The 21,255-nt window shown below is 38.0% G+C and carries 15 protein-coding genes, 1 other RNA gene and 3 pseudogenes; 6 read left to right on the top strand and 13 right to left on the bottom strand.

Going from position 1 to position 21,255, the window contains the following annotated elements; all coding sequences use genetic code 11:
- The first annotated feature begins 184 nt into the window (after positions 1-184).
- Positions 185-864, top strand: a pseudogene (locus CEF16_RS25310) (BCCT family transporter).
- Between the two features lie 356 nt (positions 865-1,220).
- Here CEF16_RS25310 and CEF16_RS11580 read toward each other — a convergent pair.
- The 7 genes from CEF16_RS11580 to CEF16_RS11610 form a co-directional block, all read right to left on the bottom strand.
- Complete coding sequence (locus CEF16_RS11580; protein WP_091581185.1) at positions 1,221-1,481, bottom strand: biotin/lipoyl attachment domain-containing protein; 261 nt, start codon at positions 1,479-1,481, stop codon at positions 1,221-1,223.
- A gap of 2 nt (positions 1,482-1,483) precedes the next feature.
- Complete coding sequence (locus CEF16_RS11585) at positions 1,484-3,067, bottom strand: BCCT family transporter (protein ID WP_091581182.1); 1,584 nt, start codon at positions 3,065-3,067, stop codon at positions 1,484-1,486.
- A gap of 23 nt (positions 3,068-3,090) precedes the next feature.
- Positions 3,091-4,323, bottom strand: a complete 1,233-nt coding sequence (locus CEF16_RS11590) for an NAD(P)/FAD-dependent oxidoreductase (RefSeq protein WP_091581180.1) — start codon at positions 4,321-4,323, stop codon at positions 3,091-3,093.
- Positions 4,317-4,652, bottom strand: coding sequence for a Rieske (2Fe-2S) protein (locus CEF16_RS11595; RefSeq protein WP_245917842.1), 336 nt, complete (start codon positions 4,650-4,652; stop codon positions 4,317-4,319). Before CEF16_RS11595 ends, CEF16_RS11590 begins: the two co-directional genes overlap by 7 nt.
- Before the next feature lie 25 nt (positions 4,653-4,677).
- A complete protein-coding gene (locus CEF16_RS11600) occupies positions 4,678-5,835 on the bottom strand; it encodes an aromatic ring-hydroxylating oxygenase subunit alpha (protein ID WP_091581175.1) in 1,158 nt (385 codons plus the stop codon).
- Between the two features lie 24 nt (positions 5,836-5,859).
- Positions 5,860-7,407, bottom strand: coding sequence for an L-glutamate gamma-semialdehyde dehydrogenase (locus CEF16_RS11605; RefSeq protein ID WP_091581172.1), 1,548 nt, complete (start codon positions 7,405-7,407; stop codon positions 5,860-5,862).
- Positions 7,408-7,477: 70 nt separating this feature from the next.
- A complete protein-coding gene (locus CEF16_RS11610) occupies positions 7,478-8,530 on the bottom strand; it encodes an ornithine cyclodeaminase family protein (RefSeq protein WP_091581169.1) in 1,053 nt (350 codons plus the stop codon).
- A 189-nt stretch (positions 8,531-8,719) separates the two neighbouring features.
- On the opposite strand from CEF16_RS11610, the gene CEF16_RS11615 reads away from it, so the two are divergent.
- Positions 8,720-9,658 (top strand): MurR/RpiR family transcriptional regulator, encoded by a 939-nt coding sequence (locus tag CEF16_RS11615; protein ID WP_170031847.1) that lies wholly within the window; start codon positions 8,720-8,722, stop codon positions 9,656-9,658.
- A 632-nt stretch (positions 9,659-10,290) separates the two neighbouring features.
- Here the strand turns inward: CEF16_RS11615 and CEF16_RS11620 are convergent.
- Positions 10,291-10,719 carry a DMT family transporter gene (locus tag CEF16_RS11620; protein ID WP_170031850.1) on the bottom strand — a complete coding sequence of 143 codons (429 nt, stop codon included), beginning with the start codon at positions 10,717-10,719 and terminating at the stop codon, positions 10,291-10,293.
- Positions 10,720-10,866: 147 nt separating this feature from the next.
- Here CEF16_RS11620 and CEF16_RS11625 point away from each other — a divergent pair, with 147 nt between their 5' ends.
- From CEF16_RS11625 to CEF16_RS11635, 3 genes and pseudogenes are all read left to right on the top strand, one after another.
- A complete protein-coding gene (locus tag CEF16_RS11625; protein ID WP_091581161.1) occupies positions 10,867-11,730 on the top strand; it encodes a LysR family transcriptional regulator in 864 nt (287 codons plus the stop codon).
- 640 nt (positions 11,731-12,370) lie between these two features.
- Positions 12,371-12,535: pseudogene (locus tag CEF16_RS11630) on the top strand (ferredoxin--NADP(+) reductase); the annotation flags it as partial.
- 25 nt (positions 12,536-12,560) lie between these two features.
- A complete protein-coding gene (locus CEF16_RS11635) occupies positions 12,561-14,078 on the top strand; it encodes a BCCT family transporter (protein ID WP_245917843.1) in 1,518 nt (505 codons plus the stop codon).
- Positions 14,079-14,436: 358 nt separating this feature from the next.
- Here CEF16_RS11635 and CEF16_RS11640 read toward each other — a convergent pair whose 3' ends face one another.
- Both CEF16_RS11640 and CEF16_RS11645 read right to left on the bottom strand, forming a co-directional pair.
- A complete protein-coding gene (locus CEF16_RS11640; RefSeq protein WP_170031869.1) occupies positions 14,437-14,601 on the bottom strand; it encodes a Rieske (2Fe-2S) protein in 165 nt (54 codons plus the stop codon).
- Positions 14,602-14,912: 311 nt separating this feature from the next.
- On the bottom strand, positions 14,913-16,550 hold the full coding sequence (locus tag CEF16_RS11645) for a GMC oxidoreductase (RefSeq protein ID WP_245917844.1): 1,638 nt from the start codon (positions 16,548-16,550) through the stop codon (positions 14,913-14,915).
- A 260-nt stretch (positions 16,551-16,810) separates the two neighbouring features.
- Between CEF16_RS11645 and CEF16_RS23775 the strand changes: the two are divergent.
- Positions 16,811-17,592, top strand: a pseudogene (locus tag CEF16_RS23775) (transposase); the annotation flags it as partial.
- 224 nt (positions 17,593-17,816) lie between these two features.
- Here the strand turns inward: CEF16_RS23775 and ssrA are convergent.
- The 3 genes from ssrA to rnr form a co-directional block, all read right to left on the bottom strand.
- Positions 17,817-18,180: a transfer-messenger RNA gene (gene ssrA / locus CEF16_RS11655) on the bottom strand.
- 81 nt (positions 18,181-18,261) lie between these two features.
- Positions 18,262-18,735 (bottom strand): SsrA-binding protein SmpB, encoded by a 474-nt coding sequence (gene smpB / locus CEF16_RS11660; protein ID WP_091581153.1) that lies wholly within the window; start codon positions 18,733-18,735, stop codon positions 18,262-18,264.
- A 183-nt stretch (positions 18,736-18,918) separates the two neighbouring features.
- Positions 18,919-21,252 carry a ribonuclease R gene (gene rnr / locus CEF16_RS11665; protein ID WP_091581152.1) on the bottom strand — a complete coding sequence of 778 codons (2,334 nt, stop codon included), beginning with the start codon at positions 21,250-21,252 and terminating at the stop codon, positions 18,919-18,921.
- Positions 21,253-21,255 lie beyond the last annotated feature (3 nt).

The following is a 21,255-nucleotide window of genomic DNA, read 5'->3' on the forward strand; positions in this document are numbered from 1 at the left end:
AATCGTTCTGATTTTTTGGATTTTTTATATTGTACAACAATTTATAGCAAGTATAAAATAAAATATTTCACAAAATGAATGAATCTCATCATTCATTTCTATATCATTTTAAACGAGCATTATATAAAATCCCCTCGTCATCGTTCGATTTTTGCTTCAACTTCATTTTTCTTCCTAGGACAATTTGATAATAATTGGACCAACCGTATGTATATTAGATAATTTTTCATCAACACTCTTATCATATTTCAAGCATCTTCCAAAAGACAGCTTCAGAGTATCCCCGCCTGACCCAAAGTATACACTATGGGTGAAAGATTGGACCGTGTTTTATTGGGCTTGGTTTATAGCTTTGGTGCTTTCATCGCGAGAGTTTCTAAAGGTCGTACTATTCGAGAATTCGTTTTTGGCGTCATTTTGCACCTACTATATTTTGTATTTTATGGTTTACTGTATTTGGAGGAGGAAGTCTGTTTCAAGAAATTGAAGGTATAAACACAGGTTTGAATGAGTTAGCGGCGGAGGAAGCTATGTTTGGAATGTTCTCCTCGCTTCCGTTCGGTACCGTGGCTACAATCCTGGCAGTATTGCTAATTAGCACTTTTTTATTACGTCAGCTGATTCAGCCACCTTCGTTTTGGGAATGCAGACTACAAACGGTAACCTCAATCCCCCCAATGCGGTAAAACTAAGTTGGGATGTTATCTAGCGGCTACAGCCTCTGTCCTTCTCGCATCTGGAGGTCTTGGAGCTTTGCAGACTGCACCTATTGCATCGGCATTCCCTTTCATATTTATTTTATTAATTATGATTGTTTCACTAAGTAAAGCTTTGAGAGAAGATTTCCAAAAGCATAACTATTAATATAAAAAAAGGAGGGATGCTTTTGATTAACATTCCTCCTAACTAGAAAATACCGATTGAATAATGGTCAATATAACTCCTGTTGATCAAAAAACTTATGACAACCACTTCACTCAGAGCACATCGAAAGAGTGGGGTTATAGTATCCATCTTTAATCTTCATTATTAATTTTAGCATCAATTCCATCTATATGTTCAGTATGACTGTTAGAATATTTTGATTTAATTTGTTGTAAGGAAACTCTATATATAGTGAACTGATTGTTTGCAGCTTATAATCAATGTAATGTAATGTATAAACCCTTCTCATTCACTAGTTTTGTAAGCAATAATCGTATATAACCAGAAAGTACAATTCAATCACTTCCTGAAATAATCAGATCATCAAAAACGGTTCCAATTATTTGCTCTGAAAACACCTCTGACCCCTTTTTAACATGGAGATCTTGGATAGTTCCACTGACTCCTATATTAACTACTTCGATTTTTCCATAATAATTTCGAATCTTGGCTATTTCTTCCCATTCATATACGTAGTCGTCTGGCTTCACGCACACACTTTCCACTTTTCCATCACATGGACTAAGTATAGAAGCACAGGGTTTCATTTTTTCCATTACTATCCCTCCTTAGAAACCTTTGAATGATCTTCTTGCTTACTAGTAATATTATGCTTATTGGCTATATTATATCGGCTATGATGAAATCTTTTCTCCTCTAGGGTGAATTCTCTTTTAAGTGACTTTAGAACTGAATAACCGATGAGCAATAATAATATTGTAAAGGGTGCTGCCACCACGATCGATATTGTTCGTACTGCTTCCAATCCTCCTGTGAGTAAAAAGACAATGGCAGAACCCGCAATGATAACTCCCCAGGAAGCCTTTAATAAATTAGTAGGATTCAGCTGCCCGCCATTGCTTAACATGCATAAGACGTAAGTTGCGGAGTCCGCTGATGTAATAAAAAAGACTAAAATGAGGGTAAATGAAATAATGCTAAGTATCGTTCCCATTTGATAAAAATCAAGAAAAGAGAAAAGAGCAATTGTGACATCCTCGTTTATTGCTTGGCTAAGCCCGCTGTTCCCAAGTGTATGAACCTGACTAATGGCTGCCACCCCAATGATAGAAAACCAAATAAAGGTGATCAGTGATGGTACGATTAAGACTCCTGTCATGTACTCTTTAATGGTGCGCCCTCGAGAAATTCTCGCAAAGAATGATCCAACAAAAGGACCCCACGTCATCCACCACGCCCAATAAAAAACCGTCCAATCACTTATCCATTCATTTCCAGACGGATTAAAACTATCAAGTCGAAAGCTTAGATTTACAAGATCACCTAGATAACTTCCGGTAGAACCTATAAATACTTGAAGAATCTGTTTGGAAGGTCCTATAAAAAAGAGGACAAGCATTAAGACCCCTGCGAGAACCATATTTACATTTGATAATATTTTTATACCTTTGTGTAATCCGGATAAAGCAGATATTAAGAATAATAGAGTTGCTGCCACGATAATTCCAATTTGTGAGACAAAGGTATTAGGAATTCCATACATATAGTTCAGGCCGCCTGTGATTTGTAAGGCGCTAAGCCCGAGAGTGCTGGCCACCCCAATTGCTGTAATAAAGACAGCGAGTACATCAATGATCTTCCCTATTGGTGAATAGATCTTGTCTCCTAAAAGTGGATAAAAGATGGAACTAATCGTTGCAGGAAGATCTTTTCTATATTGAAAATAGCCAAGACCTAAGCCAAGAAGAGCGAAGATCGCCCATGGATGAAGGCCCCAATGAAAAAATATATACTTCATAGAAAGCGCAGCGCTTTCTGCACTAGAAGCCTCTCCATATGGTGGATTCGTGTAATGCATAACAGGTTCGGCTACACTCCAAAATAATATCCCTACACCCATGCCGCCACTAAATAACATGGCTATCCAAGAGCGTGTACTGAATTCTGGGCGCTCCGAATCTTTTCCCAGGCGTATTTTTCCATACTTTGAAAACATGAAGTAAAGACAAAACCCTACAAAGGCCGAAGCTGCTAGAAGGTAAAACCAATCAAAATAGGTTAATGCGAGGTTTAAAAGCATATTGGCCGTATTTGAGAGCCATTCCGTCCACAGTACGCCAATGACGATAAACAAGCCACATATAAGTAAAGAAACTCTTAATACATCTTGTTTTTTCAACATTCCTCCTCCTTTATGTGTATGATTCAAATCTTTTGAAGTGGCTGCACCTTCTTCAAAAGAATGGTTGGATCGCTTATTTGCTGCAAATCCATCGCTTGTTGTTTTTGAATGAATTTGCGAGCAGGAATAACATTTTTGGGCTGATTGACCATTAAAGCGCCGTGAATAACCTGGTTGTTATCTGCATAAAAGCAAGAAAATTCACCGTCCTCTGGACTTCCTCTGAAAACGATCGTTGCATCTTGCAGTGGGAGCCCTACAAATTGGAATTGCTGATCGTATTGATTAGACCAAAAGAAGGGAACTGCACGATATGGTTCTGAATGATTGTGAACAATGTTTTTTGCTATGGATTTCCCTTGGTTCATTGCATGGTCCCAATGCGCCACAACAATGGATTTATTTTGGTATGTCCATTCTGCGCAGTCACCTGCTGCGTAGACATGAGGGAGGGTTGTCCTCCCATATTCATCAGTGATATATCCCTTGTTCACCTGTAAGTCCGGGTGAGTAATCGAAGTATTAGGCATTACACCGATCCCAATGACAACGGCGTCACAAGGGACCACTTTTCCTTTTTTGGTTCTAATCTTTTCCACTTTTCTTTCGCCTTCAAAATGGGAGACTGAATCATTGGTCAAAAAAGTTACGTCTTTTCGATCGTGGATATCGTAAAAATATTGTCCTGCCTCTTTTCCGAACAAATGGGACATCGGTAAGTCTCCCATTTCAATGACCGATACCTCTATGCCCTTCTCCCGACAAACGGCTGCTACTTCAAGTCCGATAAAACCCGCCCCAATAATAGCTATACGTTTGATTTTCGTTAAAGAATTTTTTAGCTTTCGTGCATCTGATAGAGACTTTAAATAGTGGATTCCATCTAGGTGATCTCCGTCAACAGAAAGTTTTCGCAGCGATGAACCCGTTGCTAAAATAAGGTTTGAGTATGGAAAAAATCTTCCATCATCCGTTTCTACCTTGCATTCTTCAGCATGAATTTTTTTGGCTTTTACGCCAGACAATAAATTTACAGAAAGTTCCGTATATTCTTCTTTTGAGAATAGAGTAAAATCCTTTTCTTCCTGTGCTCCTGATAAATATTCTTTGGAGAGGGGCGGGCGGTCGTATGGAACCTCCGCCTCGCCTTCTACTAATGTGATGTTTCCCTCAAACCCTTCTTTTCGCAATGATTTTGCTGCATGATGGCCTGCGATTCCTCCACCGATTATTAAGGTTGAATTGTAGTCTAGCATGAAGATGCTCCTTTCATGTTAATCCATACTTGATCATCTTTCACAATAACTTCATATGTTGAAAGAGGTTGGTCTGTTGGTCCTTCAATTACTGTTCCATCTCGAATATCAAAAGAAGCAAAATGAAGGGGGCAATATAAACAGTGGCCATCAAGATCTCCATTCGCAAGCTCTGCATATGCATGAGTGCAAATTCCATCTACTGCATACACTTTCCCATCGACTTTTCCTACGACAATTGTTTTATTTCCTGCATATATTTCTCTAGGTTCATCCTCTTCAATCGAGGATAGCTCATCAACAAAAATGTATTGTGAACTTTCCATCATACAATCAACCTCTTTCATCTAGGAATTAAAAAGGTTCTTCCAACTTTTTGTGTACATAGTGTTTAAACTTAGCTACACGCCAATCTATGGGGGTTAGTATGCCTCCGCTTTCATAAACACGGGATTCGTTCCCTTGCTGGGCCCATTCACATGCTTCCCAATCTTCTTTACTTGTAATATCCCAAATATCTATGGCATCCTGGATTGGTTCCTTATTTTCTAACACCTCAGGCGTAAACAACCAGTACCCCTTAACGATAGTCTTATCCACATCAATTGGCCACATGGCAGCAACAAACACATAGTCAGAAGCCATGCAAATATAAGAATGTGGGAAAAAGTGAAGATAATAAATCTTTGATACATCTTCTTCTTTCAGATTTGGAAAAGGCGGACGGTAGGCCTTGCCATCTAGATTCACCCGCTCAAGTCCAGGTTTGAGCTCCATGGCTCCTACATGCTTTAAGACTTCCGTATCTGGTATGTTTTTATCAATCCATTGCCTAGGACGGTTTGGAGGGGTTACACGACTTAACTCTGGATGAATGTTACCGCAGTGGTAACACTCGGATGCATTTTCCATCAAAAGCTTCCAATTTGCATGAACGGTATACGTTTTCTGGGATCCAATTCTTAGGTTTTTCATGTCATATTTCTCATATATCGACCATGATTCTGGAAGTCGGAAACTTTCTTCTAACGAGGGTGCGTTAGGATCCATGTTAATCCAGATGTACCCATCCCAAATTTCGGTTCTTACAGAATGCAGTTGGACTTTTTCACAAGAGAATTCTTCCGTTTCCCTTGGAATATTAGGAGCACTAAGAAGCTTTCCTGTTTCACCGTCATACATCCAGCTGTGATATGGGCATGTAATGTATCCTTTAGACATATTTCCTGTACCTTCCTCACAAAGACGTGAGCCTCTGTGCATACAAACATTGTAATAGGTTTGGATACTTCCCTCTTGTGTTCTCATACAGATAAGGCTTTCTTTTTCTAATTGGATGGTGAAATAATCTCCTACATTCGGAACCTCTTCTATTCTCCCTGCTAACAACCAGGTTTTCATCCATATTTGTTCAACTTCTTTACGAAAACTATCTTGGTCTGTATACTCATAACCGAGGAATGTCGGTTCAAATTTCGCTTCCTTGGGCCAGCCTCCCTCAATTGTCTTCATGTTAATTCTCCTTTCTCCATCCCACTATAATATTTCAGAAATAGTTTTTGACTGCACAAAGTGTTTGAGATAATCAAGGGAACCTGTCTTTGCTCCCGTTCCAGACATATAGTACCCTCCAAAAGGTTGAACTCCTACGACTGCTCCCGTACATTTGCCATTAAAGAATAAATTTCCGCATACCATATGTCTCCGTGCGTATTCCATATGATCGCGATTTTGTGTGAATAAAGATCCAGTCAGCCCATATTCTGTGTTGTTAAAAACCTCGATTCCTTCTTTAACAGAAGATACCTTACTTATAGCGAGAACAGGATCAAATATTTCCTCCTTCATAATAAGGGAGTCAGCTGGAGCATCGATAAAAATGGTTGGTTCGATAAAATAACCATAACTATCATCAGTGCCTCCTCCGCATGCAAGAACAGACTCTTTCTTTCCGCTCTCTATATACTGGCTAATGTTAGTGAAGGAACTGCGGTCGATCACTGGACCCATATCATTATTATCAACGGGGGATCCTTGCGTTAGTTGTTTCGTTCGAGAGACTATTTTATCAATCAAAGGCTCGTAGATATTTTCATGAATGATGGCACGTGATCCAGCCGAGCATTTTTGCCCCTGAAAGCGAAAAGCAGAAACCACAATCGCTTCAGCTGCTGCTTCAAGGTCGGCTGACTCATCAACCACAATGCCGTCTTTCCCGCCCATTTCAGATATTACCCGCTTAATCCACCGCTGTTCCTGAACTTTTTTATGAGCTGTTTCATCAATATGAACTCCAGCTTCCTTAGATCCTGTAAAGGAGATAAAGTTAACATCACGATGTCCAACCATGAAATCCCCAATCTCTCTAGATGAGCCAGGTACAAAATTTACCACACCATCGGGAAGGTTGATTTCATCCAAAATTTCCATAAATTTTGATCCAATTACCGAAGTAAGAGAAGAAGGTTTTACTAAAACAGTGTTGCCTGTGACAATCGCTGCAGCCGTCATTCCAGTCAAAATGGCAAAGGGAAAATTCCATGGAGGAATAATCACGCCTACCCCGAGCGGTAGATACTCAAGGTTATTATCGATGCCAGGTTGTCTAATTAGATCCCCATCTCTCTCCATCTGCATCGCTTTTCTCCCATAAATCTCTAAGAAATCTATAGCCTCGTTGATATCTCCATCCGATTCTGTCCAATTTTTCCCCGCTTCCATTACGTGCCATGCGATTAATTCAGCCTTACGTTTTCGAAAAACCTCAGCTGCCTTAAACAGGTAATTCGCTCTCTCTCGAAAGGTCTTTGATCTCCAGGATTCAAAGGTATTCCATGCCACTCCTATAGCTTTCTCAATATCCTGTTGAGTAGCTTGACTGGTATAACCCACTACTTGTTCATGATTCGAAGGGTTATAAGATGGAATCTTTTTTTCTGAATAAATTCGATCCTCCCCGATAATGAGCGGGTAATGTTCTGAAAATTGACTCTGAATTTCATAGATTTTTTCCCTTAATAACTTCTCATTTTCAGGCTGTGTCCATTCCACTGTTTGTTCATTTTTAAATTCTGCAACAGCCATATCCTCACCCCTTTAGTGTTTTTTATATAGGAGGAAAGAGGATAAGATGACCTATCCCCTTCATCCATTTTTAAAACATTGCTGGTTTAGACCAAAGTTTTACATTCGTTCCTAGTTCTTTTTCTTTTGCATTCTTATAAACTCGGTAACTATTGGCGGTATCCGTTGCACAAATACCCAACGTTACAAAAAATACTGAATCATCTTCATTCTCACGACAAACTTGATTGTTCAACATTACTTGTCCTAGCTCCGTAATTTCCTCTGGATTCAATCGGCCAGCTTTTGTTAATTCAGAAAGGGGATACTTATCGTCCTTTAAACGCAGCTTATAATCCATACAATATTTATTAAATCCTTCTAGAATGGCTTCGTCCTTGTGATCCCACATAGAAACCCCTGAATGAAACGACCCTTTCTTAATCCATTCTTTTGGAATGTATTCATTCCCAAGATTAACGTTGGTGGCGGTATAAACAATATCCGAAGGCGCAACAGCTTGTTCAATATCATCACAGATCTCAAAATTACAGCCAAGATGCTCCCATTTTGAAGCAAACTGTTGGGCTTTATCTTTATTAATGTCATAAAGCCTAACGGTCTTTATGTTTTTCATTACCTTACTTGTGGCTTCGATATGAGCATTTTGGATAACTCCACAACCGACGAGTCCGATAGATTCAGAGTCAGGACGTGCACAATATTTTGCGCCTAGGGCACTGGAAGCACCTGTCCTTAAAGCGCTTACAATTGTGTCATCCATAACAGCAAAAGGATAGCCAGTATCCTCGTTATACAAAATAATCATTCCATTAGAACGAGGAGTCTGATGATTAATCGGATTCATTGGGTTACTTGGAATACCTTTGACTGCCGCAACTTTCATTTCTTCTGATTGAATAAGAGAGGCATGGACTCCAATCCGCTTTCCTGAATAGTTTCCTTCTTCCCATAAAAGGTGCAAAAGTTCAGGCTCGACTACTTTTCCTTCTGCCATCCACTTATTTACTTTCTCCACGTATTCTAAAATCATATCCATGTCCTTCGCACCAGCTTGAATACATTCTTCTTGGGATAACCATCGGACCAAGACTTCTTGATTTACAGCAGCTTCAGTTGACATCGTTTTGTTTCCTCCTAATTTTATTAAAATTTTCTACAAATTCATAATAATACTAAAAAGGAATAAAATAAACCATAAAAAATAAAAAAGGAGAAATTACTCCTTTTTGTCTAAAAGAAAACGTTATTTGTTATAATAGAGCTAAAGTATTAAAGTAATTTACATTCTAGTATAGAAGGGATGATTTATTTGGGACAGGATTCCGGAAAAACAAATGATTCTATAGACAAGATTCCTTCTTTCTCAGAAGTGCAAGAAGGTTCTCAGCATATTCTTAGGCAATTAATTGATATTCGAAATACTTTACCAAAAAAACAAAAGAAACTGTGTGAGTTTTTAGTCGATAATTATCAATTAATTGGAATACTCACTCTGGAGGATTTAGCCAAAAAGGCTGGAGTTGGGACTACTACTGTGCTGAGATTGATTCGACATATAGGATATGACAGCTATTCAGCTATCAAGAAGGAAATCCAAAACGAGTCTGTCGCTACCCCATCTGCATGGTGGTATTTACAAGAGTCTTTTACCAACAAAGAGCAAAATAAACATAGTTTATCCCAAGTTGGAGAAGAATCGGTGAGGGCTTTAAATAGTACTGTCACGTCTTCCTTCAAGAAAGATTTTGATAAAGCCATCCATCTTTTATTAAATTCTGAAAAAGTTTATATTTTAGGATTGCGGTCAAGCAAGGGATTAGGGGAATATTTTGGCCACCTTCTTGAAGAGTTTTTCCCACGCGTGGTACAACTCAGTCATGATATAGAATTTGTTTTCGACAGAATAGTACGAGCAACTAAAAAAGAGACTTTGATTCTTATTGATAATGCTCCCTTTACAACCATTGGCCTTGAGACCGTAAAACTCTGTCATGAACGTGGGATACCTGTTATTTTAATTACAGATCACTTATCTTCTCCTGCGGCATCTTTTTCTTCTATTACTTTAAAAACTCAGGCCAGCCAAAAACAATACACCGTCGTACCTACTATTTTTCTACTTGAAACCATTATTGTTGAACTAGGGAGAAAAACGTCCAATGAATCTATTGCAAACTTGCGGAGGGTTAGTGAAATATTAGAAGAAAAAAATATTACCCAGCCTTTTACCTTCTATCCATCAGATTAGATAGAAGGTATTTTTTCGGTTTTAAAACGTAAATATGAAACGTTTTTCTGTGAAAATTGTTTAGGAAGGAGCTTTGCTTTTCTTCTTGCCTGGCCCATGATCCAAATAAATAGACAAGAACCTTTTCTGAGGATAATTAGCAACGACTATCTCCCTTAGTTGAGAAAGGATATGGTCTCGAAGGGTTGAATGATCCGGCATAGATATTTCTCCTCTTTTGTTTTTGTTCATTGTGTCATATAGACTAATTGATTTTCCCGCAATCTTTTTCGTATCCTTCTCTTAAAAATATTTGCTTTGAAGTGAAAAAGTTGACTTCATCCTTGTTCCGATAAAAATTGTTATTGTTACTATTACTATGGGCTCTTATTTATTCATAAGTTTCTTAGATGAATTAAATGGCTTGATCGTTTTATGCTGATTGGATGATACATGGGTTTTAATATCTATAATGAAGAAGAAAAAACACAAGCAAGGTTGGGGATGGGAAATAAAATATTCCCTTTTGGAAGACATGAAATAGACAATCTTCCTTATTATGGAATAGTCCCTATTATTGTTTAATAATATCAACTAATTTTTTTAGTCATATCGGTACCGGATCGGTGTTATTCCCTTCTCTTTGAAACTACTTATAAAATAAAATATAATGATCCTCCCATTAATGCTACACCTATAATCCGGTCCATGCTGATAGGATTAACCTTAGCTCCAAACAACCCAAAATGATCTAAAACCATCCCCATAATAACTTGCCCCATTATAGCAGCTACTAAAGCTGTTCCTGTCCCAACCCTGGGAACAGATAAAACCATAATGAAGATATATAAGGCTCCCAATACTCCAATAAACATTTCCCACTTAGGAAGTGTCCATACTACCGAATAATTCCCTTTTCCTAATAGTATGGAAAAGATAAATAAAGCTGCTGCTCCCATGGCATAGGCTAGAAAAGAAGTTTCTATTGTTCCTACCCGTTTTCCGATCTCTCCATTTACCCCTGCCTGAAAAGCCAAGGCAGAACCACCTAGCATACTTAATAAGATGAACAACCATTTCATAATGTTTCCTCCTGAATATAAAAAATCAATCGTGATACAAACGAACATCGCGTATAACATGGTAATATAGATTTGATATCATTAATAATGAATCTTTTAGATGATAGTAATTAATTAAATTGATGAGGAAAAGAGGAGAGGTTTTCGTTGGATCTTAGCGATTTAGAGGTTTTTAAAGCTATTGTCGAAGAAAATAATTTCACAAAAGCAGCAAAAAAGATGAATTACGTTCAATCCAATATAACGACAAGAATAAAACGATTAGAAACTGAACTAAATACGAAATTATTTTATCGCCACTCCCATGGCGTCACGTTAACTCCTTCAGGTGTTACCTTATTAAAATACACAGATCAACTATTCGCGTTAGTTGCAGAAACAAAAAAATCTGTTTCCAACCAGGAGACTGCTTGCGGACCACTATCTATTGGGTCTATTGAATCTACTGCAGCCGTGAGGTTACCTCCGTTGCTGAATAACTTTATGAACCAATTCACGGAAGTCGATTTGTCTTTAAAGACCAGTACTACTGAAAAACTGATCAACGACATATTGGATTACCAACTGGATGGTGCTTTTGTAGCTGGTCCTGTCAACCATCCTGCCCTGTGTGCACAACCGTTTGTCGAAGAAGAGGTGATTTTAGTTTCCGATTCAAATCATGCTGTTTTAGAAACCTTTCAAGATATCAATCAAAGAACACTCCTCACGTTAAAACCAGGTTGCATTTATCGAAAACAGTTAGAAACATGGCTTGAAGCAGAAGGAATTTTCCCTAAAAAAATCATGGAATTTTCTACGCTGGAAGGCCTTTTTGGCTGTTTAAAAGCCGGTTTGGGTGTTTCGCTGTTATCTAAATACTATGTCGACAACCTTCACTATAAAGACAATCTCCAATTCTACTCGATGCCTAAGCAATATGCCAGAGTATCAACTATCTTTATTCATCGAAAAGATGTTTTACGAACTGAAGCTTTCCAAGCATTTTTAAAAGAGTTCAACTTAATATAAATACAAAGAATAAATTAAGGAAAGGGCGCAATCTTTTATTATAGAAATGCGTTAAATTATATTTAAGAACCTGTGGATTTACTACGTTAAAATCCGAGTATAAAAAAGCCTAATTTTTCGATTATAACCCTGATAAATTAGATAATTTTCTTATTCATCTTAAGCAGCAGTAACAAGCGTACCAATTGATTTTTTCGTGGATTGACATCCCATGCCGCCACTTAACCAACAACATCGACATTTCTATAAAGTTAATTTCCAATTCTGATGTATGCAACAGACAACGAAAAACGAAAAACGAAAATCGACGATATTCGACGATATTAATAGTAATAGTTCGGTATTTTAAACAGGTTATATATATACTTGTGTAAAGACACTTAACTTTTAAAATATACATAAATTAAAAGTTGTTTACTATATTCAACTATGATACTATACATTCATTCAATCATTATGATCACGATCTTCATAAAATCGTGATTTATTTCGCTTAAAATTTATGAATTGATATGTATTCCGGGCATATCCATTCATATTTGAAAGCGCTAACAATAAATTGTTTTATTTAAAATAAACAATTTATTCTATTTATCCTTAACCCATCTAGTTAAACATTAAAGCTCAACTGCACCAGTAGATCGAAAGTATGCCCCAGCTCGGTGGACAATTGGCTGCACTGTATCCAGAAAAATATATCTATGATATTGCAGGGTTTCCGAAAGTAAAAGCACAGGATTTAGTAGACAATTTAAAAGAACAAGCTTTTCAATTTAACCCGGAAGTTGTGCTCAAACAATCTGTTATTTAATTTGAAGGAGTGAATTTATTTGTTTAAAAATAATAGCGTTTTCATAACGTCTGTTTCTTTAACGTTTATCTTTATCATGCTTGGTATTTTCTTTACTGATTTGTTAAATAAGGTATTTTCAGCTTCTTTAACTTTTATTCTTAGTTATTTTGGGTGGTTTATTATTTTAGTATGTTTCTTTTTTTTAGCATTTTGTATTTATTTGGCATTTTCAAAATTTGGTGCAATTCGATTAGGTGATGATAATGACAGACCATCTTATAGTACAGTAACTTGGCTTGCTATGCTATTTAGTGCAGGTATTGGTGTTGGTTTGATTTTTTATGGTGTAGCAGAGCCTGTGATGCATTTTGTAGATCCACCACTTGGTCAAGAAACCTCTGCACCTGTTGATGTTGCAATGAAATATACGTTTTTACATTGGGGACTTGGCGCATGGGCCATTTTCGGTTTCGTTGCATTATGCGTAGCATATTTTCAATTTCGAAAAAAGCTTCCTGGCTTAATAAGCTCAACTTTTTATCCTATATTAGGAGACAAAATTTATGGACCTATCGGGAAGAGTATTGATGGTTATTCTGCATTTATGACAGCTTTAAATACTTCTGTTGTTTTAGGAATGACGGCTCTACAGGTAACAAGTGGTCTTAACTTTTTATGGGGAATCCCAAATACGCTAACCACTCAAATTTTAACAATTGGAATCGCGACTGGATTATTTTTAATCTCAGCCTCTACAGGGTTGGACCGTGGAATCAAATATTTATCAAACGTAAACTTTACTTTCTTTTTTTTATTGATGGCCTTGGTACTTTTAATTGGTCCAACGATTAAAATTCTTAATATCTTTATAAACACAACAGGAATGTATATATCAGATCTTATCCCAATGAGTTTGCGCTTAGGAACATCTAACGAAGAGGCAACAAGCTGGATTGAATCATGGACAATCTTTTATTGGGCATGGTGGGTTGCGTGGACTCCTTTTGTTGGAGGATTTATTGCTCGTATTTCAAAAGGAAGAACAATCAAAGAATTTGTTATTGGTGTCTTTATCGTTCCATCTGTTTTAAGCTTTTTATGGTTCTCCATTTTTGGAGGCGGTGCTCTACACATGATTCAAGAATTAAATCATACTGGTTTAGCTGACACCGTTTCTCAAGATGTTACGTTTGCTATGTATGCATTTTTAGATTATTTACCTGGTGGTTCATTACTAAGTGTAATAGCAGCTCTTTTACTAATAACTTTCTTTGTTACATCTGCAGATTCAGCAACTTTTACATTAAGTATGTATTGTAAAAATGGTGTTTTAAATCCTTCTAACAAAATTAAGATGGTTTGGGGAGTTTTAATAGCTATTGGAGCAGTTGCTTTACTTGTAAGTGGAGGGCTTTCCACTGTACAAAGTGTTGCTATTGTAACTACTTTCCCGTTTATCTTCTTTATGGTATTAATGAATGTAACAATTATTAAAGATTTAAAAGGTGAGATAAAGAAACAAGAAGTTAATGATATGAAAACTAAAGCAAGCTAGATTTATAGTCCTGCTAATGAGCGGCGGTCCTGAGGCTATGCAAAATGTAATTATTGCTGTTACATTCCCATTCTATATTCTTATGGTATTTATGAGCTATGCCATTATTAAAGAAAAAAAGATAATAAGTTATCAAATCAAACACTTTACCCCTTAGAAACAACTAAAAAAATTATAAATAAGGATAAGAAAGCAAAATAAGAAAATATTCTTTGATAAAAATGCCAGTCATCTTATATGGAAATAACGAGATGATTGGCATTTTTTGATAACTCAAGTAAATTCTTTCATAAATATACCCTATCTTCTCAACTTCCACTTTATAAAACCTGGTTATTTACACGATGTCTTAATTATATTAACCCGTGGTGCTGCCCTGATGTGGACATTTATTTCGAACAGCATATAACTGACCATTTATATTTAAAATAGCAGTTTCTGATCTATCAGCTTTTACTAACTGTCGTTGTCCAGGTTTTAAATCCTCTGCTGAACACACGTTTACTCTTTTTAATTCACTCACTTTTTCTCTCTCCTTTCTACCGATTGAAATCATAAGTTTTCAAAGCGTTTTCATAGAAAATTTTATGTTTCAACTCTTTCGAAAGAGTACTGAATACCCGATCCGAAAAGTCCATTAGAAAAAGCCTTCTCATCAAGGAAGAAAGACTTTTTCTGTGCACGTAAAGAAAACTTGATTTTCATATGGAGGTCTCGGAACAGGAAAAACATATTTGGCAACGTTACTTTCCTTATATACCATACATATCTTTTTGTTTCTAAAAACTAGAGGTTATCCGATACCATGTTAAATATTAGAATAGATCTAGACCATTATCTTAATTGATTAATTATATAATCTGCCGTACGAATGGCTAATGAAATTGTTGTTAATGTAGGATTAGCGGCTCCGCTAAATGGTAAAACACTATTGTCTGCCACATATAAATTAGGTATTCTATGTATTTGACCATAACGGTTGGTTACAGATGTTAAAGGATCATTCCCCATACGGCAAGTCCCCATTTCATGGTAATCGTCTCCGGGTACCCATAAACATAGGTCAGATTTTTCATTTTTTATAGTCATTGATTCTCCTATACCGGATATCACGTGATTTACCCCGTTCATCATTTTTATTATAATCTCCATATCCTTTTCACTATAGGAAAAATGAACTTTTATTTCTGGTACCCCATATGCATCCACTCTATTTGGATCGAGAGAAATATGGTTTTCAAAACGAGGTTCTACAATACCTAAGGCTTCAATGCCAATTTTAAAATCTTTTAATACAGGTTTCTCTTCATAAGCCGAATACCACATATACCTTTCAAGTTCAGGGCCGTAAACAGTTATTTGATAGGGACGCTTTTTCTTGCGGGGGATAAGAGTAGCGAGTGTTCCTAGCATCTCTGGAAAATCATCTCTGTTAACTTTTGGTGTTGCTACAACTTTTGAATGATTCATTAAATAATGACCGATAGATCTTTCTTTAATACCAGAATTCAAAAGAAGACGAGGAGTTTCCCATGTACTAGCCGATAGGACAATATTCTTTGCTTTTATAACATAAGATTTTTTTTCAGGAGACATCACTCGAATACCTGTTGCTCTTTCATTTTCCCTATAGATTTCGACGGCGCGTGCTCTAACAGCTAAGTCAAATGGCCTTTGATTTAAGGCCATCGCAAGAAACGAAATCGCACTAAAAAACGCGTCAGAATGAACCTGGCCAAATTTTGTTCCTGAAAGATCGACAGCCATCGGCATTTCCATTGCATCAGGGAAACCACTGCTTCTCAGGATTTCGAGCATCTTTGTAGTAATCATTGAATCTTTCGTATACTCTTTCGTAACGTTCATAACTCGTTCAGCAATATTGTAATATGGGAGTAATTCTTTGTAAGTGACAGGGCCCTTTGCCATGTCGATAGGATGTAAACGAGGAGAATTGCCCGACCAGAACAAAGTTCTTCCTCCTAGAGCAAAAACTTCCGTTGCCCCTGGAAAATGGGTAAAGTACTTTCCAAGCGAGTATCCTATGTTTTTGTATAAATCAGTTTTTCTTGTTGCATTCATCGTTGGAACATTAAGTGCATGAGTGGATGTCAGTAGATCTCCTCTTTCAATTATACCTATTCGCTTTTCTTCCCTTTTCCACTGTTCACACAGTCTCCACAAAGTGGCTGGCCCTCCTGCTCCGGTCCCTACTATAATCACGTCATATTCGTTTTTCGCCATTTTTTCTAAAGACGTTAAGGGAATCCAGTGTTTTTGATCAGTTGACGGGGCCAAGGGTTTACAGATAGGAATATTTATCGGTGGCCTTAATTTTACTTTTTGTCCGGTAATGTCATGATCGGGATTTAAAATTTGAGGATTGGCAGCCATAAGTAGGTCTAGATCTAAACGCAGTTTTTTAGCGATACTTCTTAATGTATCACTGTCTTTAGCAATATAACTGTTCATATTATTATCACTTCCATGAGAATAAATGTCTATATATTTTATTCTAGAGTTTTTTTACTTAGTACTGTGGAAGGATTTATGATGACATAAAATCATTAAAGCAAATAACGAGTAACCTTTTTGATATTGGACTGGTTTAAGTGTGCTAACGAAACATTGAAGAGGGAAGACCCAAGAATCACTTTTGAAGTACTTTTGCAGTCACGTTTCCTTCTCCGTAATCTTGGATGAATTATCAGAATTCATCGATCAGTCGATTTGATTATCGTATCCAAAAAATCCAACATCTTAAGATGTTCGAACCAACCACTTATTTGTTTTTATCGAAAGCGTCGTTATGTTTGTTCTTGTGGTAAACAATTTCCCGAATCAAGTCGTGTTGTAGAGCGTTATCAGCGGCATTCGGTGGAGTGGAATCAAGCGATTGGGCTTCGTGTTATTGATGGAAAAAATTTCAAAGATACAGCTCGACAGTTTCATACTTCTTCGAGTTGGATTCTATTTCTACTCCTATGCCCAAAAAAGTAAAAGAATTACCCGAAGTGATCGCCATTGATATAAAGGGGGACACGAATAAGGGGAAATATCAAGTCATCATTGCCAATGGAAAGACCGAAGAACCACACTAGATATTCTTCGAGACCGTTCAGTCAAAACGGTGAAAAACTATCTACAGAAAAGAGGCACCAACGTGGAAAGCGTCGTCATGGATATGAGCTATGCGTTTAAGTCTGCTGTTTTCAGCTCAAAGAAGCCTTTTGATCCTGGTTTGTAGAGGCCAAAAGGTGATGGATCAAAAGATGGGAAGAGTGAAGCAAGGACTCTATGACTTTTATCAGTTGGTGGAAGAGTCGGGGATCAAAGAATTTATAAAAGCGATTGAAACCTTGAAGACCTGGCAGACTGAAATGGATGAATAGCTTTACCTTTGGATATACCAATGACCCTATTGTGATCAAACGCAATGTAACGATATGATCGATTAAGAAAGCGTGTATTATTACATCATCAGATGAAAGTACAACTCATTCAAGTAGGATAAAGCGGCAGGAGCTAATAGCTCCCCACCCCCAATATTTGATTTAGAACAAATATTATTAAACCTAAACATATATAATTGAGCCGAAAAAACGCATTGGTTCTTAGTTGTGAAAACCAATGCGTTTAGCTCGTAAAATTATTGTTTGCACTTTTAATGAAAATTACTATTTATTAATCTTATCTTAAAGTCACATTTTGACGTATATTCAATATCCAGATTATGTATGGTGGAGACGGTGGGAATCGAACCCACGTCCAGAGACATCGCCACTTAAGCTTCTACGAGTGTAGTCACTATATTATGATTCGCCGTTGCATTGGCCTAGTGACGGGCCGCTGCAAGGCTAGTCTGATTGGTCTCTTCTGCCGGCCTCAGACGGCGGCCGGACAGCGTAGCCCACTGATTAGTGAGACCCCGGTCACTCCACATGGGCGATGGAGAGCGGGATCCGCAGGTAACTACTTACGCAGCTACTGCGAGGTTTTCGTTAGATTTGCCAGTTATTATTGGCGCAGGCCTTTTACGAGACTGCCTAGCTCGACTCGCTACTTAAGCTCGACCTATCCCTGTCGAAGCCGTGTCGTCCCCATTTGGAATAGGAAGAGAAATATTCTTTTTTCCCTTTGGACATTTTATTATAACACATTCTCTTCCCTATGCAAACATTTTTTATTCGCCTTTCATTTCACGCCGGATCGCGCGCTCCATATCGCGTTTTGCATCTTTTTGTTTCAGTGCTTCACGCTTGTCATATTTCTTTTTACCTTTAGCAAGCCCGATCAGCACTTTCGCTACACCATTTTTAATGTACACTTTGAGCGGTACAATCGAGTAGCCGGCTTGCTGGCTTTTCCCGATCAATTTATTGATCTCGCGGCGGTGAAGCAGTAGTTTTCGTGTGCGCAAAGGATCATGGTTAAACTGATTGCCTTGCTCATAGTGGCTTATATGCGCATTATGCAAAAACAATTCCCCATGTTCTATTCTTGCAAAACTATCCTTTATATTAACTCGTCCGGCACGGATTGCCTTGATTTCGGTCCCTTTTAGTACGATTCCCGCTTCATGCGTTTCCTCGATAAAATAATCGTGGCGGGCTTTTTTGTTTTGTGCTAGAACTCTTCCTTCCGTTTTTACTGCCATCTCCCGAACACCTTTCTTCCTATGACAGATGACAGAGAATTCTCTCTGTGCTCTGTGAAAAGTCGCTATCATCCTCTTATAGTAGCAAAAGAAGTGAAACAGCGTCAATACACAGCGACTGTCTCGAGGAGAGGACTGCTTGCTTCCTTGTCATTCATATAAGCAGCCGCTCTCCCCATATTACTATTTTTTCTTGCTTTTTTTCTTAGAGACATTTTCATAAAAGGGCTTATTCTTGCGATTTTTATTTTTTCCTTTTTGCCGGCCTTTTTTCGCTTTTGGTCCATTTTCACTCTGTTTACTTCCTTTTTTACCATTGGAGCGTTTTCCGCCTTCGATTACTTTAGGACGGTCTTTTCGGGTACGTTTTTTAGAGCCTTTCATGCCGACAATTTCAAAGTCGATATCATGCTCTTCTACGTTCACGTTGATTACACGGACCTCTACTTCATCACCGATTCTGAAAATATTAGCTGTTCGCTCCCCGATTAATGCATACTGTTTTTCATCGAAATGGTAATAATCATCGGTGAGATAACTAATGTGCACCATGCCTTCAATCGTATTTTCGAGTTCTACGAATAAACCAAAATTGGCTGCTCCGCTTATAAATCCGGTGAATTCTTCTCCGACCTTGTCTTCCATATACTGTGCTTTCTTCAAATCATCTACTTCACGTTCTGCATCTACCGCGCGGCGCTCCATTTCTGAGGCGTGCCGGGTAATGTCTGGAAGCTTTTCTTTCCATTCAGACTGTGTTTTTCCATCCATATTTTTCTTAACTAAATACTCTCGAATCAATCGGTGGACGATTAAATCGGGATAGCGCCGAATGGGGGACGTAAAATGAGTATAAAACTCAGAAGCAAGACCAAAGTGACCGACGTTTTCCGGGTCATATTTTGCTTGCTGCATGGAGCGAAGCAATACCGTATTAATAACTGCTTCTTCCGGCTCGCCTTTTACTTCATCGAGCACTTTTTGCAGAGCGCTTGGATGAACGGTATTGGCGCTTCCTTTCACCACATACCCGAAGTTCGTAACAAATTCTAAAAACCGTTCCAGCTTTTCAGAATCCGGATCTTCGTGAATTCTGTACACAAATGGAACTTTCATCCAGTGAAAATGCTCGGCAACTGTTTCATTTGCTGCAAGCATAAATTCTTCAATAAGCCGCTCCGCTACCGAACGATCAAGCAGTACAATGTCGATCGGATTACCATCTTCATCCACTTTTACGCTGGCTTCTTTAAAGTCAAAATCAATGGCTCCACGGCTGAAGCGTTTCTTTCTTAAGATAGCTGCAAGCTCTTCCATCAGCTCAAAAAATGGAACGAGTTCTTTGTATTTTTCTCGTGTTTCTTCATCGTTTTCTTCTAAAATCAGTCGTACATCCGTATACGTCATTCGTTCATTCGTTCGAATGACGCTTTGGAATATATCGTGGTTCACGACTTCCCCTTTTTCGTTAATTTCCATTTCACAAGAAAGGGTTAAACGATCGACCTTAGGATTCAAGCTGCAAATCCCATTTGAAAGACGGTGAGGAATCATTGGAATAACTCTATCCACTAAATATACACTGGTGCCTCGTTCAAACGCTTCTTCATCAATCGGTGAACCTTCTTCCACATAATAGCTGACATCGGCGATATGAACACCGAGAAGATAATTGCCATTATCGAGTTTTTTCACTTGGACCGCGTCGTCAAGGTCCTTAGCATCGGCCCCGTCAATGGTTACAATGGTTTCTTCACGCAAGTCCCGGCGGTTAGCGATTTCTTCGGGATTAATTTGATCTGGCACACTGTGAGCATGATTGATGGCTTCTTCAGGAAAATCGCCTGGAAGTCCGTGTTTATGAATAATGGATAAAATATCAACACCAGGGTCATTTTTGTGTCCGAGGATATTGACCACTTTTCCTTCTGCACTAAAACGCCCTTCTGGATACTTGGTGATTTCCACGACCACTTTATGGCCGTCGACGGCACCATTTTCTGCATCCTGCGGAATAAAAATGTCATTGGTAATATGTTTATCATCGACTTCAACAAAACCGTAAGAACGATTATCTACATAGGTACCAACAATTTTCGAAGTGCCCCGTTCTAAGATGCGGACGATGGCTCCTTCTGGTTTGGACCCTGATGACTTTCGGTGAACACGGACAAGAACTGTGTCTCGATTCATTGCTCCATTTAAATCACCAGCTGGAACGAATACATCGTCTTCGTCTTTATTTTCGGGCAGTATAAAAGCAAAACCGCGCTGGTGGCTTTGCACCTTCCCTTTTAATAAATTCATTTTTTCCGGAATCCCGTAACGGTTGCTGCGCGTGCGGACAATGTCTCCCTCTTCCTCCAACTCATTAAGGACCTTCATTAATGCTTTTGTTTCTTCTGAACCATTCATGTCCATTTCTTCTTGTATCTCACTAACAGACATAGGTTTTACTGCTTCTTCTTTCATATACTGCAATAATTGCTGCCTTTTTTCTTGGTCCAACTTTTTCATCTC

It is taken from the genome of Alteribacillus bidgolensis, from assembly GCF_002886255.1.
In the GTDB taxonomy this organism is placed as follows: domain Bacteria; phylum Bacillota; class Bacilli; order Bacillales; family Marinococcaceae; genus Alteribacillus; species Alteribacillus bidgolensis.